Source organism: Klebsiella sp. HN106, assembly GCF_051209435.1.
GTDB lineage: Bacteria > Pseudomonadota > Gammaproteobacteria > Enterobacterales > Enterobacteriaceae > Klebsiella > Klebsiella oxytoca.
The window spans coordinates 48,484-66,578 of the sequence record NZ_JBLURD010000013.1 but is presented as its reverse complement, the minus strand read 5'-3'; the positions used below and the strand labels follow the sequence as shown (position 1 = coordinate 66,578).

The following is an 18,095-nucleotide window of genomic DNA, read 5'->3' as shown; positions in this document are numbered from 1 at the left end:
GTTAACTTAACGAAAGGGTGTTTATAACATTGGAGATAAAGTAGGGAGGTTGAAAGTCAAAAAAAAACCCTATCAAAATGATAGGGTTTTTTAAAGTTATTTAGCTAACATCCTTTCATTTATCCTTCTTCTTTTTCTTTGTTTTGACAAGGGAAAAGGGAAGGGAGATAAAGATTAAAAACCGAATAATGAGTTCCTCATTAACCTTTATACCGAGAGACTCTCCGCGAAAAATCACTATCATCGAAATGATGAAAATGAATATCAAAGAGACGAAACGAAGGTTGTTAGTAGACATGTTAAAGCTCACTCTGGAGGGAAGTTAGCGTTAGATGACTAACGCAGGAGGGAAGTTGATGAGAATACAGAAAACCCTTTTACCAAGCCGACTGCTGTCTCATAAATTCAGATTCTAGCGCGACAAAACGCACAGCCTCTGACACAGTTTGATTGAAGTATCTGGGACAAATACGCATACCATCTTCGACAATCTTATTTTTGAGGTCATCAAGTCTGCTGTCAGAAAAACGACCGCAGGAACAGCAATATGCAAGCCTAGTGCCAAGCATTAACGCTTTTGATTCATTGAGAGTTACACCAAAACAGGTTTGGTGATTACCAATCCCTTTTGATTCAAGTAGTCTTATCGTATCCATATCAGTTGAAATCAACAATAAATCGTCCAAATCTTTAGAGTAAGATCCGGGCCAGATTTGCATATCTCCTGACACAAAACCATAAATCTTGTCTTCATCAAGCAAGTCCATAATGAACCTCGTATCAATTATAAATTTAAAAGAGTTAGAATATATCAGGACGGCAACGACTGAGTGCAGCAACCACTCGATCACGAGATAGGGATGGTTTGACCGTGCTTTTAATAGCGGCAATCCAATCCTCAACTGATAATCGAATGAATGTTTCGTCCGTATTGCGAATGTTGAAGGCAATAATTGCCCAGTTATTGAGAGCAAAAAGAACCAACTTAACATCGCCGGGCAATACAACTCCACGCAGTATAGCTGCATGGCGATTGTATTCGATTAATGCACATCCGCACATTTCATACCTCGTGAAGTTATAAAAGGGCCAGTTGGCCCTTTTAGTATTTAGAAGTCGAGAGGTTCATCAATAACGATAACCGACCTTTCAGGAAGAGAAGAGAAATCCAGAAAAGTAACTTCTTTGATGTTTGTTGCTCGGTATTGAAAACCATTTTTTAAAACAAGGTTTTCGACACTTCTGTTTGTGATAGAAGGCCACCTATCAATGATCTCTGATTCACGAACAAGATAATGCTTAGCGTTGAAGGAAAATGAAATATATTTAGTTTCCATAACACACCCACCTCACAACATATTTAGGATTTCGTTTTTGCTCTCAATTCATTGAGTTACGCGTAGCACTCTCTTTCGTTATGATTCGCTATTTCTAACGATTCATCGGAAATATCAACCTTATGCATAAGGCAAAAGTCAAAAAAGGACTGACGTTCTTCAGTAGGTAATGAATACATGTGAAGACGACAGTGCCTTATCATCTGAGCCAGATACACAGGGAAATGAGAACCACTATCACAAGTGCTGCGAACATATAGATTAAAAAAAGCCTCTTTATGTCCGACGCGTCTGCCTAAGTCCTCAATGACAATGGGATCATTGCAGTAGAGAGTTTCAGTAGAAGCAACACTTGATGATTTACGGAAAATGGAATTGATAAATTTAATGAGATTTTTCATGATTAACGCACCCACATGGATTTTAAAAGTGATTTCACATCTGTCAGACAATCCAAAGTTGCGTAAGGCCACCAATAGCCATCCTCATCTTGGTAAAGATAAAGACGGAGAGTGTCCGGCGCATTTGGATGATATATATTGATGGTGACTGTTGAATCGAAAATAGGAGCTTCATGCTCAAGCATGTAGAACTCCGGGTCGCGATTAGAGCAGACATAACTAATCAAGTCATTGAGATGTGAAGACGTAAACCCATACTGCGAGCCACCAATCTCCTCATTAAACCAAAATTCATTAGCAATTTTCATGTCGATAATCTCCAAATGAAAACGCTGACCGAAGCCAGCGTTTATCAGTTAATATCAGGAGCACTTGCGTTTCGCAGCCTCATGAGGGTAGATATGATAAAAGGCTTTTTTGTACTTCTCGTATCCTGCAATTTCACCATCAATATACTGTGCAATATAACTGATTTTGCTGTAACGACGGTTGTCTGGAGATTGGAGAAGAGAACGCTTGTTATCCAATTCTTTTTTCCAGCAATGCAAAACACTCAATCTTATCTCATAGGGGTCTAATCCATTCATACGGCAGCAATTTGTAAAAGAGCATATGTCATCCTGATTAACATCAGAAAGTATCCATAAAATCTCATCAATTCGTTGCTGGAGGTTGCTGCGATTAAAGGTCATCAGATAAAGCGAGTCACGGATCATTTCGTAAGCCACTTTACTGCTGAATCTGAAATCGTATGACTCTTCGTATTGAGCTACGTAGGTCACTTCATCAGCCTCAAGTATGTGCAAAAAAGACATCTGCGATTCATCGACAACTTTATGTTTGGAATTCATTTTGTATTTCCTTTGATAAATTTATATATTTAATTTATGTATTAACGGTTCAGTAATGCACGACGAGCGACATCAAACAGCTTTGAACGAAGGTTCGAAAGACTGCCGATTGCCACACCGGTTTTACCGAAAATGCGGGACATCATTGATTGATTCACAGAACCAAAACCAATGCCGATCACCACCATTCCGTCAGATTTTGCATCATTAATCATTTTAATAATGTCCTGTTCAGTACCCTTATCAGGGTCGCCATCAGTACAAACAATTAAGATGCGTTGGTCAGCTTTCTCAACAGCTAAATCAATAATTGCAGGCCATAACGCGCCGCTCAGAGGTGTTGAACCTTGAGCGCCTATACCGAAATGGTTTGCAGAAATAGCTTGCCGCAGAGTTTGCTTACGGTCTTTTAATTTACCGACTGAGTTTCCATTGGAATGAGGGAAGTGATAAGCAGAAGTTGTGACGCCACTAAGATTATCCAGTGCATGTAGCAATGAAATAACCGCAGCCTCAGCCTCAACAATACTTCCACCCATTGATCCGCTGGAGTCTAACAGAATGGTAAATGCAGAATTAAGAGAAACAGTTTTGGATTTGTGTTTGAAAACTTTCGAATTGCCTGTAAAGACAGTCGGAAGAAGTCGCCCTTCAATCTTATGACCGGACTCTTTATAAGTTCTGCGAACGTGTTGCATCCCTTGAAGTAAACCGTTAAGAGATTGTCTCAAACCAGCAGAAGCATTTATGCCGCGAGCGACACATACGTTACTGGTTGCAAAGCTTTTAGCGGGAGATACAGAGAAAGGACTAACAGGTTTCGCACGTTGAGCAGGTGTTAATTTATCTTGCATCTTGTTGTTGAACTTATCCGAAATATCTTTTGCGGCGCGATCTATATCAGCATCGTTAGCATCAGCAAACGGATCATAGTTTGGTGAACCAGATGAATTGCCGTTATCAGAAGAGACAGACTTATCACCCGATGAGCCAGAGGCATTGGGTGCATTGTCATCGGAGGTATCGGGTTGACCGTCAGAGCTTCCAGAATTGCCGGAGACGTCTGTAGTGTCAGCATCAGGGGAATCATCAGACCGATCATCAGAACCACCAGCAGAGCCGGGAGCATCGTCAGAGTCACTATTGTCGTTAGAATCACCAGAAGTACCACTCTTCTGATCAGGTTGGGAAGGCGGGGTGTTTTCCTTGTCTTCCTGTTCCTGTTTAAAAGCATCTATTGCGAGGTCATATAACTGCCGGGCTACATCGAGACAGTCAAGAGTGCTATCAGCGAAGACAGCAAGACCCAACGTATCAAGCGACTTATCAAGTAAATCCTGACCAAATACAGAAATGAACTCATTGCGACGAATATCTGCATGTGTATCGAAGCCGTGGTAACGCTGACGACCGCAAAGCAACATGGTATCCAGATAAATCGTTGCAGGAACGTCGCTGGACTCAATATCACCATCAAACACAAAACTACGTACAGCTTGAAGATAACGAAGAGAACCGGGAAACAATCGAACAATAGAACGTTCGATGCGCAAATCCTCGGCAATATTCCAGAGACTGTGGAGTACTTTCTTATTGTAACGACCAGAAGCAACCAGATCGCCGAAATCATTCCTTATATCTACTGACTGAGCAGATAACGCTTTAAGAGCAGGCGATAAAAGGTCGAATTCAGTAAATCGAATGTGAGCGGCTTCATGCACAGTAAAACCTAAAATGGCATCGGAAATACTCTCAGCATCCTTGTAAAAAGGAATGTTGATAGAACCTTTACCATCTACTACAGAAGCATATGCATCCGAGCCACCAACTGTAACGGTAATGTTAAGTTGATCGCCAAGCGCACGCGCTACAATCGGGAGTGAATTGTATATGCCCATTAGAAAACCTCTTTAGATAAATTTATATATTTAGAAAAAGGCTCAATAATGAGCCTTTATATTTAGAAAACGAAAACCCCATCTTCTTCATCGTCGAAAACCGAAGAAATCACAGCGTTATTAACGTCTGCGTTTTCCGAGGTTTCAACAGAAACAACCTCAATAGCGTTGTGATCAGGCAAATCACGATGAACTTTCTCATCATCGAAAAGCGGCTCATCAACAACGACAACATTACGGAAACCTTCAACAGCAGCAGGTGCAACATCATCAGCAACAGGAGCTGGTGATGTTTCAACGACAGGTTCGACAATCACTTCATCACCGGAAGGTAAGTCAGTGGCAAAACCATCGTCAGCACGAGCAACAATATCTGGTGAATTTATTTCTTCTTTCTGAGCCGGAGCAATTTCAGAGGCTTGAGCAGTTTCCAAAGCAGGAGCTACGGAGGCGCTTTCAGCATAAATTTCATCAGGCACATAAGAACCGGCATCAACGATATGACTATCAACAGCTACGGGAGCTGGTGACGGAGACGTGACGACAGATATGGACTGAGTTGCATCAGCTACAGGGTCAGCAGAAACAATTCCAGCAGAGCCAGATAAGTCGATAAAATCATCGACAGTGGACTGTGCAGTAGTTGAATCAGCATTGAGTAAATCAACAAATGATTTAGCTCGTTGCGGATCACGAAGGTTATTTAACAGAGACAGGATGTCAGAGTATTTGCGACCAGTTACTTTGCCAGAGACAGGAACATCATTAAGTACCTCACTCATATAGAGCGCAAGCTTATTAACGCTGTCAGATATAAAGCCAAGAGATGTCAGTTTTTCAGCAGTACGGCGAAGCGGGTTGATAGTATGCTGCGTGAAGGCATTTTGGTTCAAATTCTTCAGGAAGCCATCAACTAGCCCGGATACTTCATCAAATACTTCATCAGTGAGGCTTTTAATCTGCCCGGCAATACCGTCTTGAATTACAGAGTTACCATATGGTGTGATATGAATAGCAGTAAAACCAAATTGTATTTGGCTGTCCATGTACTCAAGGTCAACACTGGCACCATCACGAAGAATCTTGCGATATTTTTCTTCGCATCTGTCAATCCAGCTATCAAAGTCCGATTGCAGGAAAACATTTTTATAGATGTAGAACTCTGTTTTAACATCGTTCAGAGCAGAAATTAGGTCATTGACGCGATCAGCAGGAACTGCATAACCGCCAAGGAAACGAATACCTACAGCAGAACAAAGCGTGTGAGCTTTGGTTTTATACTGCGTAAAGGGATTCAGAAGCTTTGGGTCAATAACCTTTTTGGAGCCGAGAGACACGATTACATCAGGTGGCAAATCAACTCCTTCCCCAAAATCTTCGCGTTTCAGTTTCTTACGCCCACTAATTCCGTGAATTTCAGATAAAGAAACGAGGATAAGGGACTCAAGAACTTTGTTTACATTTGTAGATGCATTAGTCATTTTAGACCTCTATATATTTATATATTTAATAGAAAGTTAATGGAGCGCATATAAAGGCGCTCTTTCAGTTTTGATACAGCAGGGATGATACGAGGGGGAGGTTAACTTGCTAAATCACCGAACACTGACTCTACGATGGTATGCAGAGCTTTTTTCTCATCAGCGGGAGCACGATTACCGATGTGGAAATCGAACGACGTGATGATGGCTTTAGGCATTTTCGCGTGATGCATAATAGCGAAGCGAGATACCCAAGCTTTAAGCGAGCGGGTAGAGCAGGTTACAGACAGTCGAGAAACATTCATTGCATTTGCGTCATCTAGCGAAATTTCAGTACCGACAAATTGTTTACGGATCTGATTAGCGACCTGTACAAATTTGCTGGCGATAAGATCGTCAGGAATGTATTTAGCAATGATTTTCTTTTCAACATCTGGAGCCATGTAAGTAGTGTTAACAAACATATAACGGTCAAGGTTGGCCGTGTTCTGCATTTTAACGCCACCATACATACCAGTAGTGTCACCCTGTCCAATCGAGTTGGCGGTTGCAACAAAACGGAAGTTTTCATGCTTTTTAATAACTTCATTCGTTTCAGGGATAATTAAATTACCGCCTTCAAGAACAGTGTTAAAAGCATTAGCGCAAGAACTTTCAAGCTGGTCATATTCGTCCAGCAGGTAAACCATGCCATATTTATACGCCATAGCCAGAGGGCCATGAACGAAAACGGTTTTTGTATCACCGGTCATAGGATCAGTAGTAATCCGCAGACCACCGATTTGAGTGCTGATATCCATTTCAGGAAAAGCTGTCACTTTCATAACAGGCCAGTTAAAACGGTTAGCAACTTGCTCGATGATGCTACTTTTACCGCAACCAGTTGGGCCAGATAACCAAAGAGATTGACCCATCGGTAAGTTAAACCACATCAGGGTAGCCTGACGCACACTGGCTTCAAACACATAATCTGCATCAAGAGCTGGAACATAGTCTTGGAATGCATGACCTTGTGGGAATCCTGCGTAGTGCTTAACTTTCTGATTGGCTGGGATATTGATTCCAAACAGCGCCGGAGAAACAGGAGCGTTACGAACCAAAGCGTCAACAGCGATAGTATTTACGTTAGTCATGATTTTTACCTTATAAGTTTATATATTTAAATTAGTTAATAGATTTGTGAGATTTAAGATATTTGTAATGCGGTTTTAAATGATGATTGGAGTCTTACTGTTATAATTCAGGCGAGCATTCGACTAATGCTTTATGTACATATGCCTTATCCATAACAGTACCGCCCTTAACGATCATGGATCGTTGTGCAAACGTATAAAAAGGAACTAATCCTTTTTTCTGTAAAGCAGAAACCAGAGTTGGAAGAAAGAACGATTTTGCGTTAATTAAAACGTTCGGCGTTCTGTATTCTAGGCTCAGTTTAAATGCAATGTCAGATATAGCATTTGCTTTATTCAGCATTTCACCCTTTTTGGGTGCCGAATGAAAACTAAGGTATTCAGTCAGTGCTGATGCAACATTCCCATCAACATCAAGGACGCCCAAATTACGCTGCTCATCGCTGGCAAGGTAAGTGGTGAGATTAATGAAACTAGTCATAACGACTCCTGATATATTTAGATATTTAAAGTGATTTGATATATTTAATTGGTAAATCATTCAGGAGAAAGTGCCTGAATACACTGAGTTCCTCAGTTGAGGAAAAACACCTTTTTCGACGCACAAAAAAGCCCGAAGCCATTAAAGGCATCGGGCCATCGAATTCTGTATGTATAGACGTAGGAAAGCCGTGAAGACGAAAGTCTGGCTTTTGTCTGGGGTGGCTGGTGGCCGAAGTTGCTAAGGTGATTTTAAGGGCATAAGCCGGATGTTAGGCGGGTAAACCGCTAAAGTAAGATTAATGGACATTGGTACATTGGTCAAGGCAAAAAAAACCCTGCCGAAGCAGGGTTGGGGGCGTTAGAAGATCATAACACCATCACTTTCACTTACATTGCTTTGAACTGCTCCAGAATCCGCAGAACCATTATCAGACGCGATTGTTTGCGTTTGAGGTAGGAACACATATGGAGACTGTTTAACTACATCAGGTACAGATACAGCTATCGTATCTGATGATGTAGCCACATACTCATAAGTCGTAAGCTTTGACGTTTTCTTGTCGTTATTTATGCAGTCTGGATGATCGTCCGGGTTTACATTCGGAACGAGTTTTTTAGCCAGACTTTTCCAGTTTGTAGTTCCTTTAGAAACACTTTCAACGTACCGAATACCAAACCCATCCAAACGGATAAGATCGTCAGGTCTAAAGCCTAAAGAATCAGCAAGACCAGCAATGCCAGCCTTAGTTAATTTCTCAAGACGTTCGACTTCTGCTTTAGCTTTATCAAGTGCAGAAGCATGACCACGAAGAGCCGATACACGCACATTAAGATCGCTAGGGATGGTAAATCCGGGAGTTTGTTTTATTATCTCGGCATCTGAAATAAGCAAAACATCTTTTTCTTTGTCAAAAACAGGAGCCGTTTTGTTTTTAACCGAATCAAAGAATTCCGTAGAACGTTTAAGTAACCGTCTATGGCAGTCAAGATTCGGCTTAATGTAAAAAACAATAGGCTCATCTTTAGCAGACCAAAAAAGAAGATAAACACCGGGCGCTCCTGTGACGAAGAGCTGATGCTGTGCTTGCCAGAAGTAATATCTAAAATCCGGCGACTTTGTTTGCTTTTCAAGAATATCCAGATGCTTTTGTGCTGAAAGGTTTTTTATCTCAAGGAGATTCATGTCGTCAAATTGACCGTCCAGCGAGGCGATCATGTGAGGGTAATCACGATGACTGACACATAGAGGTAAACTGATTTGTCCGTATTTTCTTTCAGCCCATGCGCGAGCAAGAGGCTCATTAAGCTTTCCTGCACGAACTTGTTTAATGACTGAAAGATCTTCCGGCTCAAGTAGACCAGCATATTGCAGGTATAACTGATATGGGGTTTTCGTAGCACTATCTGCACCCATAAGGATTGGAGCGCATGTAGCGGTCACACCAGTTTTACGCCACTCAAGCCACTCTGGAGTGCCTTGTTCAACATCAACAACAACCATTACTGAACTCATGATCTCACCTTTGATAAATTTATATATTTAAAAGTAAACCGGCTAGGATAGCCGGTTCTGTGTTTAAGCTGCTTTTGTGGATGAAAGCATTTCACTCAAAACCGTTTTTAATGGTTTGAATGAGATTTTCTCAATAGCCGCATCTAAAGCAGTGAAATTTTTTGATTTCATGGCTTCATCGAACAAAGTTCGCATTTTGTCAGTTTCAGTTTGTACATCCTGAACAAACGCTTTGGATTTCTGTTTGAATTCACCTTCTGGTAATTTATTTAAGAAACTTTCAACATCTGTAAAGTCACATTTGTTGACAGCATCAGTTAATTTTGATTGGAGAAGGTTACGACGAGATTCTTCAAGAGAACGAACCGCATATTGGATTTCGCTATCATTGAATTCAAAAGCAGTCTTAACTTCAGCAATCATTGTTTCAAAAGCCAGCGTGTTGATGACACGTTTAACGAGCTTGGTGATACGACGTTTTGCAGACTGACGAACACCGGGCACATCAGACATTTCCTCAGTTTTATCACCCGATTCACAGGTCTGAACGGGAGGAGCCGAGTTAGTGCTTGATGATTCAGTTTTAGTCGGTTCTGGCTGTGTTTGTTTGGTAGTTTCTGTTGCGTTAGCTTCTTGAACAACCTCACCATCGTAAACGTTACCTGATGGGGCTGCTGGTTGCGCTGTGGAGTGATTTGGCTGTACATCATGCCGTTGTGCAGCATGACGAGCAGACATTTCAAACTCAGCAGCCTGTACTGGCGTTGCATTCACGTCACGGAAACCCTCACCTCCATCTTTGTTCAGATAGTCGATGATGGTTGCAACACGAGTGCGATTGCCGGGGATCTGATGAATAGTCTGCTTGATAGCAGATTTACGCACCATAGCCCAAGGGAAGCGAACCCAAGGAGACATATCGCGCTCTTCAACCTTCTTCCATGATTCAGAAGCACCACGGGCGGAGGCCAGTTCTGCTTTGGTTAGGAAGTAGACAAGATTACGTCCGTCTTTCATTAGGTAATCGACATAAACTCCCCTGAAATTACCTCTGTCACCTACATCCCCTTTATCAGCAGTAGTAAGCAAAAGAGCGCCTTTATCCGCAAACGGATCAAAGCTATGTTCAGGACTTTGACGACGACCATTGGATTTGAAGATATCTTTTTCAAATACCAGTTCTACAACAATATCCTCACACAAGCCTTCATCGGTAGCCATTCGACTTAAACCAATGTAAGACACGTCGAGGAATACACGACCCATGCGAGGGACGAGGTAGGCCATCTTCTGTGCTGGATCGAGTGTTAAACCGCTTGTAGCAAGCTGGAGAAACGCAACCTCAAAGGACTTGAGGTTCTGGACAGCGAGCTTAGTGAGATAGGGACTATTGTTGATAACATGTTTAGCGAAAACACTTTCTTTCGTGAACGAAAGAGTCGGATTCCACGTTGCAGCAGCCATAAAATCTTTTTCGAGTGATACAATATGTCTGGTAACAGTATCTAACTGAGCAACTTCATTTCCATTGCTGTTATTGCTGTAACCATTGTTACTTTGACTCTTGTACGCACTACGGCTTTTATTGTTGTAACCCATGATATGTTCCTTAATTTATATATTTATAAAATTTTAACACTGATTTAGAAAAGCCGAAGCCACTCAGAGAGTGGCTTCATTGGCTTCGGATAATTAGTTAAACGTTTATTGAACGTTTGACCATCCACCACGTACATGAGCGTAGCCATTGCTATTATCTCGAGCGCGTCCAGAATTTCTGTTTAAAGTGTTTTTTGCTTTAAGCAGATTGTCAGTTACAGAATTCCCCGAGGATATTTCTGTAGCAGGAATGGATGTACAGGGATTAATTGCAGGAGTACGTCCACCAGCAGGAGCAGGAGATGAAACAGAAACCTTTTCAGGTTCGGTTGCTTCACCTTTAGCTGGTGCTTTTGTGGCTAAATCGGCGATTCTTTGTTTATGTGCTTCAAACGTCTGACGGAAACGACTGGCAACCTGACGTGCTTCTTCAGCAGTTAATGGCTTAGGAGGCTGTTTAGGCTGTTCTGCTACTGAATTTTCTGGCTTATCCATTTCTGGGAAAGGCAGTCTTTCAGATGCAACAGGCGCAGGGGATGATGTTTTGTCAGTTTGAGCATGATTTATTGCATCAGCATCAGACATAACACGAGCAGTGAAGGCATGGAACTCAATGCCTTGACGTTCGACACCATTGACTATCCAACGTTTATTGCGGATTGAAGCTTCCAGAAACACAAATGAGTCTTTCTTTATGGTCTGGTGCAGATAGTCAGCAACACGACCGAAAGCCTTAATTGTGTACCATTCTGTTATTTTCTTTGTATTGGTGAATACTTCACAACCGAGTCGAAAAGCGATTAAAGAATCTTTTCCATCAACAGCAGCTTTGTATTTTGGATCAACACCAACAACACCGATCAAAGTGGCTTTAGAGAACATAATATGCTCCTCATCATAAATTTATATATTTGGAAGATTTAGTAAGGACTATTTAAAAGCTATCAGACCAATGAACTAACTCATCTAGTTCGCCTAACAGGATGAAAATAGAACGTTTGATATCCCGCGAAAGTGGGAGACCTGCAAACTGGGTTAGATCGAAATTGATTACATCTGAACAGTTGCGATGGATATCATCCGTAACTTTGTTAGAGATGGCACCACAAGCAACATACTCGGAAAAATCAATTTTTACTTTAGCCAGAATAACCATGAGGTCAGTTTCAATTCGCGCTAGAAAGAGATAAGCCAGAACTAAACTGGTGATCCCGTAGCGACTGGCAATTTCTTGACCAGTTTCTATACGAGAGCGTTCCTCGCAGATATTGCAGCATTCATCATCACAAGAGTGATAACCACAGGACGGACATTCAGTAGCCTTCTGAGGATTCAAACAACCGAGATTACAACTTTCAAAAAAGCGATAATTGGCAGGTGAACCGCAGGAAGGGCATTTACAACCATTAGCGACTGTGTGTCCGTTCAGATCAATAACACCTTCGGAAACCAGAGTTTCATAGTTCATGATAGAGTCCTTATATATTTAATATATTTGATAAATTTGAGGGAAGTTAAGAGATTTAATTAAAACATTCAGGAGAAAGTGCCTGAACACACTAGTTCCTCAGTTGAGGAAAAACACCTTTTTCGACGCACAAAAAAGCCCGAAGCCATTAAAGGCATCGGGCCATCGAATTCTGTATGTATAGACGTAGGAAAGCCGTAAAGACGAAAGTCTGGCTTTTGTCTGGGTGGCTGGTGGCCGAAGTTGCTAAGGTGATTTAAAGGGCATAAGCCGGATGTTAGGCGGGTAAACCGCTAAAGTAAGATTAATGGACGTGGCAGCATTGGTCAAGGCAAAAAAAAACCCAGCCAAAGGCCGGGTTTTATGGAGGTTGTAAGGTATCAGACTGCGTAACGCAGAGGTGCCATTTCGGATGAAAGTAAGCGAAGAGAAGACACTAGACTTACAAGCATCGGAGTCTTAGGCAAAGAAGATTCAAGGAATAAACAGTAATTGATCTGCCCATCAAGAATCATAGCCTTAGCACTAGTAGAATCCCCGAATTTGAGCATAGCTTTTGCCGACAACAATGAACCTTCAACTTTACTTAGGAAGACCAAAGCATCAGTAAGCGTTGAAACCGAACACATGACATCAAGATAGTAATCGGCTTCTTCCTCTGGACTCATGGTAAAATGCATATCACATATATCGCATATTTCAGCATTACATTCGTGATGCCCGCACACTGAACAGTTAATTGAATACCGTTGATTGATAGAACCACCTTCACAAGTTTCGTAACGACGATCCATGCAATTAGCTCCACAGTCAGGGCATTGAACAATGTTAGTGTCATCGTCGAGCAACATTCCACCCGGCTCTACAGTGTTTCCATAAACTAAAGTCATGGGATACCTCTTTATTTTATATAGTTAATAAATTTATATATTTAGCTTGCAGAAAAAAAGCCCAGACAAATGTCCGGGCTTATATTTGAAGTAAGCTTGTTTATTTAAGTACAAATTAGTCAGAAACAACTTCCATAATCCACAATCCACGACGCTTGTCCTGAGACAGCGTGCGGCATCCGGTTACTTTGCCTTGATTATCAAAAACTCTAGCTTTGTTGGTTCTAACTTCAGCTTCTTTCCAGAAACGGATGATATTACCAGCTTCGGCATTGCAGTTTTTGATAGCGTCTTTCAGGCCAATCCCCCAAACTTTTTTGCCATCACAATCAACAAAATATGATTTGTCATTGCCTGGGACATCATTGTAAGGAGCGAAACCGTGGCTCATCAGTGTACCTTCGTAAACAGTGAGCTTTGTTTTCTTAGGCTTGGAAGCTTTCTTAGATAACTCATCGTCATCTACGGCAGATAGGCGTGGGATGTCAGAAAATTCACTGTCATCATCTCTATCTTCGATTTCATCGAAGATAGAAACAGCGTCATCTTCATCTTTACCGCGATTCTTAGCTGCTTTTTTCTGAGCAACACGAATAGCATCGAGAATGAAAAACATCAGCAGAACTGCAAACATTAGAATAGTAATTAAACCATATCCTGTAACAGCACGACCGCTGAGGATAACAAACAAGATGATCCACATAGGGGCCAGAAAACGGATGTATGAGACGCGATAAAATAACATCGCGAACATAGCGAGAGAGATCATAGCCATAGTTTCGTTGAACATAATTCATACCTTATATATTTAATAGACAGTTAACGTGAACGAAGTCCGGCCACTGTTCTTAAAACACACAATAAAACGCAAATGCAGCGTGAGGAAGCATACGTTTGTTGTGGGTAATGAGAATAATGACTGAGTTCATGCTTTACACACGAAGTCCGGCCACAGTGGCGGGTTACGCACAGGAGGTTGTGGGAAGTTTTCAATTTATTGGTTTGGATTGAGAACCAAAAACACCCTCGGAAGGGTGGCAAAGTGACATGATCAGTCAAGGGACATGAATCACATCGGAGGTGCTCGGGGCCGTTTGACGGGCGTGCAAAATCCTGACCAAAAAGAAAATATCTTTTTGAAGAGAGCGGTATCGTCACGCTAAGTTGAAATCAGGATTTTTGAAATTTATGAGGATGTTGTGCTGAGTGCCATCAGCTAGGTAGAAATAGACTAGTCCAGAATTTTCACCGTTGCAATAGAAAACAGATTTTCCACCGCAAATCGTCCTGTTTTTTAAGTGACTTTTACTTTTTAGCGTGCCTAAATACTTATGCAGTAAAGAACCTTAACGTGAGGAAGTAAATATGGCCGAAAACAAAAAACAACAGCAGAAAGAGGTGAATGCAAACGCCACTAGCAGGCTCACCCGGCGTACTCGAAATGTAGAGAAGATCCCATTCTCAAACCCCGAAATCGAACACAAATTTACGTTGAAAACACAGGAAGCTATTCGTCTTTATACGCGTAATTTTAATACTACCTCTCAGGCGTTGTTCAATATTATGATCAATACAACGCGGCTTGAAAGGCTCGGGCAACGTGGGGTAGCTGCATCAGCTAAAAAAGCTATTGATGCAGCACTCGATACGCCCACCAAAGAGATCGAACTGGGCATTAAGGCATTCTCTGAAATGCTTAACTCGGCAGGTGATGTTTCAGAGGTTAACTATACGAACCCACGAGAGTTCAGCACATCAACACGAACGCCAGAAGCTACCAAGCTCATTAAGCTTTTCAAAAGTTATGATCTCATTATAACGATTCTGGATAAAGCTTACCTCAACGCACTGGCCCCGGCTGACGAAGTAGAAGATACTAAATCTTTCCATACCAGTAACATTCAAACCCTTGCCAAAACTATTAAAGGTCATGCGCAAAGTTCTGTTCAACAATTGGAAAGTATTGCAGGTGCAGAAAATAATACTGACAAGGCAAGCGTTAAAGAACCGGTTGAGAAAGAAGAAAACACAGAAGCGTAGACTCCAACTCAGGAAAAAAAAGCCCCGTTTTTCGGGGTTTTTTTACGTCCAAAAGTATTAGTGGTTTATTTTATATCTGGAATCCCTCATCGTTCAGAAACTTGTTTTCTGAACGATGAGGGGTTGGCCGAAGGCATGTTTACAGTGTCCTGCAACAATCGCTCCACTGGAAAATCATATAGGTCGAATCCTGCCCCATACCTGTCGGATAGCGGAACATACCACCTTGCCATTTATATGGGGATTCACCTATATTATGGCCCTTTTTAGTCTCAGGCGTAGGGTAAAACATATTTAGCTTGTACTGTTGCTTAGGTATTGTTGGGTAAATTTTAGCTCGACATGCAACATCATCTCCAACTGAACGATATGCAAGCCCTCTGCGATGCTCTACAGCAAGTTGGCGCGTTGCAGCCAAGCTCGTAGTTCGAGGTGTATCCATAGTTCTTACTGAGCCGGTGAGCGGATACTGACCACCCCACGAGCCAGCGCACCACCATAATGTAGATTGTGGTTGAGAGCCTGCAAATTGTGCTGCTGCTTCAACCGCACAGGCTTGTTGGGCAATAACGTTAGATACTGCGGCTGACTCTGGGTTCTGGAAGAAGGCCAGCGTAGTGTTATTCCACGTTGGATCAATTTCGGTAAAGCTTATGATATCGAAATCCGAATATGGGTCTGCGTTACAGTCTCCCGGTAGATAAAGGTCTAACATTCGAAGTAATGGCATTGCGTACATATGTGCATTATAGAAGCTGATGGATGCTCGCAGACGCTCATCCTGAGCACCATCAGTTTGTGGGCCGTATTGCAACTCACTGCCCAGATCCAGTTTTGCTCCCCCAAGGGAAGACATACATCCCGGTGTTCTAGTTAACTCAATGAAACGCCGAGGCTCCCACATTGCGGAAAGAATGCCCGGATGGTATACGCCTAGCCCATCAGCGCAGGCGCAGACCATTCCCTTTGCGGCATCATCAGGAACTTCTCCTGACGGGCCAAGAGTCGCTCCCGCGACTTTGATAGGGAATATACATCCCCAGCATACATCAGTGAACAATTTCGCTGATAAAACATGGTTGTCACGACACACCTCGTTTTCTGCCTGTGTATCTCCGGGGTCATCGGCGTTAACACCAGCAGAGAATACCAGCGTTGCTGTTGTTATCACTGTGGCTAGACCTAATTTTAAACGTGATGTATTCGCTCTCATTATTATCTGGCCTCTTCTTTTGGATATTCATCAACGACATACTGCGATCCGTTGGATGTCACAATGCTAGGTAATGCGGTGACGCCAAAACGCTCTGACATTCCGGGCTGAATCATATATAAGCGACTTTTAGCTCCATACATTTCACCTGCATCTTTAAATGTTCTCCAGCCATCCCCGTATACGTTTGTAGTAATGAGAATAGGTTGTATACCTGTCTTGGCATTCTGATACTCACGTTTTGCAATTTGTCTTTGCCAGTCACTGCGTGCGTCAAAAAAAATGAGTTTTAAGCGGAAAGGGATTACTTCGAGAGGGTTTATCTGTCCCTTCTTAGCGATTACTTGACCATCTGGCGCGAGTATATCCTGTGGGATCACAACTTTTGGATTAATGGTTTTTTGATTCCGTTTTATTACGTCAGGGAAAACCTCAAATTTCTGTTTTTTCCAGTAGCTATCAAGAGCTTCAGTTTTCATCTTTTCAAAGTCGAGGTTTTTGATTCTTTCTTCTATGATATCAAGCAGACTTATTTCCGTAATATTTTTTGTAGGGCCAGCCGTACCGAGATCACCATTTTTATCTTTTAGGTAACCAACATTGGATATACCGGATACTCGGGCCACCAGCTTACCGTCTTTTTCATGGATTATTGTTGGCACAGAAGTGACGCTATAACTTTTAAAAATTGTAGGGTCAAGGTTGACCGGTGTGTTACTGCCTGAATCGAGCACCAACTGTTGCCAATGAGTAAGTTCTTGCAGAATGTTCTGCTTGTCTTTAACACCTCTAATAACTAGGGCAACATCATTACGGTTCTTGTATTTGGCGAGTATGTTTCGGATTTCATCGTCAGACAAAGATGATGAGACGAGAACATAATAAAAATCGCCGACTATTTTATTTTGCTCACGATCAGCAATATCGGATTCTGAAATCGCACCTGTAACGGCATCTGTTATAACTTCATGCTCCGTTTTGGGGACAGGCATTTTTCCGATCTTTTGATGGTTAGTTATTGCCGTTTCACGGGATTCCTTTTCATATTCGGCTTGTTTTTTGTTCGCTACCTTAACCAGTTCATCAAGATCGAGTTGGTCTTTTTCTGACAGCGGTGCAGGGCGCTGAGGAAGGCTCGTTGCAGGTATATAAGCGTTTGGCCGCGTAGGAAGTTTTGTGCTGTCATCAGAAAAAACCGACGTGCTGGTTAGTGCAGCGGCTGCGATTACTGATATTGTGTAAAACTGTTTTCTCACCATAGTGGATATGCCCGTCCTAATATATGTTCCTGCGACACCGACCCCCAGTAGCGAGAATCGAAGCTAAGCTTCGTGCGGCCCATCAACCAAATTCGTCCTTCTGGTATTTCTCCACTACGAGTAAGTTCCTGTTCACTGTGGCCTGATTCTTTAGAAAGTCGTAACTCTTCACCAACCATTGAACCGTTAACAGTCGTTTCTTCTGGTGTGACTGAAACGATGTCACCCGGAACCGCGTCAACTATTTTAATTCCTTTTCCGTATACCCGAATATATTTGGAAGTAAATGCAAATGGTTTTCCTCGAACCGGTGTTTTGTCGAATTTATCGACAAGGTAAATCCTGTACGGAGGGAGGCATTGATTGTTTTGCGGATCAATAGCAAATTGATAACGATTCATCAGATACAGGCTTGTTGGAGCAGAGACTAGGGCCACCAGAATCATGAGCGCGGCTTGTTTTTTCCAAGGCCGCTTTTTCTTATAGACTTTTCGCCACACCACATTGAGATATTTCGCCACCATGAACC

At 42.1% G+C, this 18,095-nt stretch carries 18 protein-coding genes; 1 reads left to right on the top strand and 17 read right to left on the bottom strand.

Going from position 1 to position 18,095, the window contains the following annotated elements; translation table 11 throughout:
* Positions 1-377: 377 nt before the first annotated feature.
* From ACSIPU_RS23475 to ACSIPU_RS23410, 14 genes are all read right to left on the bottom strand, one after another.
* On the bottom strand, positions 378-767 hold the full coding sequence (locus ACSIPU_RS23475; protein ID WP_348851504.1) for a hypothetical protein: 390 nt from the start codon (positions 765-767) through the stop codon (positions 378-380).
* Between the two features lie 342 nt (positions 768-1,109).
* On the bottom strand, positions 1,110-1,337 hold the full coding sequence (locus ACSIPU_RS23470) for a hypothetical protein (protein WP_348851506.1): 228 nt from the start codon (positions 1,335-1,337) through the stop codon (positions 1,110-1,112).
* Positions 1,338-1,740: 403 nt separating this feature from the next.
* Entirely contained in the window at positions 1,741-2,046 is a 306-nt protein-coding gene (locus ACSIPU_RS23465; protein ID WP_435322326.1) for a hypothetical protein, read from the bottom strand.
* A gap of 54 nt (positions 2,047-2,100) precedes the next feature.
* Positions 2,101-2,589, bottom strand: a complete 489-nt coding sequence (locus ACSIPU_RS23460) for a hypothetical protein (RefSeq protein WP_435322325.1) — start codon at positions 2,587-2,589, stop codon at positions 2,101-2,103.
* 41 nt (positions 2,590-2,630) lie between these two features.
* Positions 2,631-4,487: a VWA domain-containing protein gene (locus tag ACSIPU_RS23455; RefSeq protein ID WP_435322324.1), complete on the bottom strand. Its 1,857-nt coding sequence runs from the start codon at positions 4,485-4,487 to the stop codon at positions 2,631-2,633.
* Between the two features lie 62 nt (positions 4,488-4,549).
* Positions 4,550-5,968: a DUF3150 domain-containing protein gene (locus ACSIPU_RS23450; RefSeq protein ID WP_435322322.1), complete on the bottom strand. Its 1,419-nt coding sequence runs from the start codon at positions 5,966-5,968 to the stop codon at positions 4,550-4,552.
* 101 nt (positions 5,969-6,069) lie between these two features.
* Complete coding sequence (locus ACSIPU_RS23445) at positions 6,070-7,101, bottom strand: AAA family ATPase (RefSeq protein WP_435322321.1); 1,032 nt, start codon at positions 7,099-7,101, stop codon at positions 6,070-6,072.
* 100 nt (positions 7,102-7,201) lie between these two features.
* Positions 7,202-7,582, bottom strand: coding sequence for a hypothetical protein (locus ACSIPU_RS23440; RefSeq protein ID WP_435322319.1), 381 nt, complete (start codon positions 7,580-7,582; stop codon positions 7,202-7,204).
* Positions 7,583-7,942: 360 nt separating this feature from the next.
* Positions 7,943-9,097: a lambda-exonuclease family protein gene (locus tag ACSIPU_RS23435; RefSeq protein ID WP_435322318.1), complete on the bottom strand. Its 1,155-nt coding sequence runs from the start codon at positions 9,095-9,097 to the stop codon at positions 7,943-7,945.
* Between the two features lie 63 nt (positions 9,098-9,160).
* Positions 9,161-10,696, bottom strand: coding sequence for a recombinase RecT (locus ACSIPU_RS23430; RefSeq protein ID WP_435322317.1), 1,536 nt, complete (start codon positions 10,694-10,696; stop codon positions 9,161-9,163).
* Between the two features lie 105 nt (positions 10,697-10,801).
* The gene (locus tag ACSIPU_RS23425) at positions 10,802-11,578 is read right to left on the bottom strand and encodes a single-stranded DNA-binding protein (RefSeq protein ID WP_435322315.1); all 777 of its coding nucleotides are present in this window, start codon (positions 11,576-11,578) and stop codon (positions 10,802-10,804) included.
* A gap of 52 nt (positions 11,579-11,630) precedes the next feature.
* Positions 11,631-12,164 (bottom strand): hypothetical protein, encoded by a 534-nt coding sequence (locus tag ACSIPU_RS23420; RefSeq protein WP_435322314.1) that lies wholly within the window; start codon positions 12,162-12,164, stop codon positions 11,631-11,633.
* 380 nt (positions 12,165-12,544) lie between these two features.
* Positions 12,545-12,958 (bottom strand): hypothetical protein, encoded by a 414-nt coding sequence (locus ACSIPU_RS23415; RefSeq protein ID WP_435322312.1) that lies wholly within the window; start codon positions 12,956-12,958, stop codon positions 12,545-12,547.
* A gap of 211 nt (positions 12,959-13,169) precedes the next feature.
* Entirely contained in the window at positions 13,170-13,844 is a 675-nt protein-coding gene (locus tag ACSIPU_RS23410) for a hypothetical protein (protein ID WP_435322311.1), read from the bottom strand.
* A 575-nt stretch (positions 13,845-14,419) separates the two neighbouring features.
* Here ACSIPU_RS23410 and ACSIPU_RS23405 point away from each other — a divergent pair.
* Entirely contained in the window at positions 14,420-15,094 is a 675-nt protein-coding gene (locus ACSIPU_RS23405) for a hypothetical protein (protein WP_435322310.1), read from the top strand.
* 139 nt (positions 15,095-15,233) lie between these two features.
* Here the strand turns inward: ACSIPU_RS23405 and ACSIPU_RS23400 are convergent, their stop codons facing one another.
* From ACSIPU_RS23400 to ACSIPU_RS23390, 3 genes are read right to left on the bottom strand one after another with little or no spacing between them, the layout of a single operon-like run.
* Positions 15,234-16,307: a TraU family protein gene (locus ACSIPU_RS23400; RefSeq protein WP_435322309.1), complete on the bottom strand. Its 1,074-nt coding sequence runs from the start codon at positions 16,305-16,307 to the stop codon at positions 15,234-15,236.
* A gap of 2 nt (positions 16,308-16,309) precedes the next feature.
* On the bottom strand, positions 16,310-17,566 hold the full coding sequence (locus ACSIPU_RS23395; protein WP_435322308.1) for a TrbC family F-type conjugative pilus assembly protein: 1,257 nt from the start codon (positions 17,564-17,566) through the stop codon (positions 16,310-16,312).
* On the bottom strand, positions 17,560-18,090 hold the full coding sequence (locus tag ACSIPU_RS23390) for a S26 family signal peptidase (RefSeq protein WP_435322307.1): 531 nt from the start codon (positions 18,088-18,090) through the stop codon (positions 17,560-17,562). The genes ACSIPU_RS23395 and ACSIPU_RS23390 overlap by 7 nt, the downstream gene beginning before the upstream one ends.
* Positions 18,091-18,095: the final 5 nt, after the last annotated feature.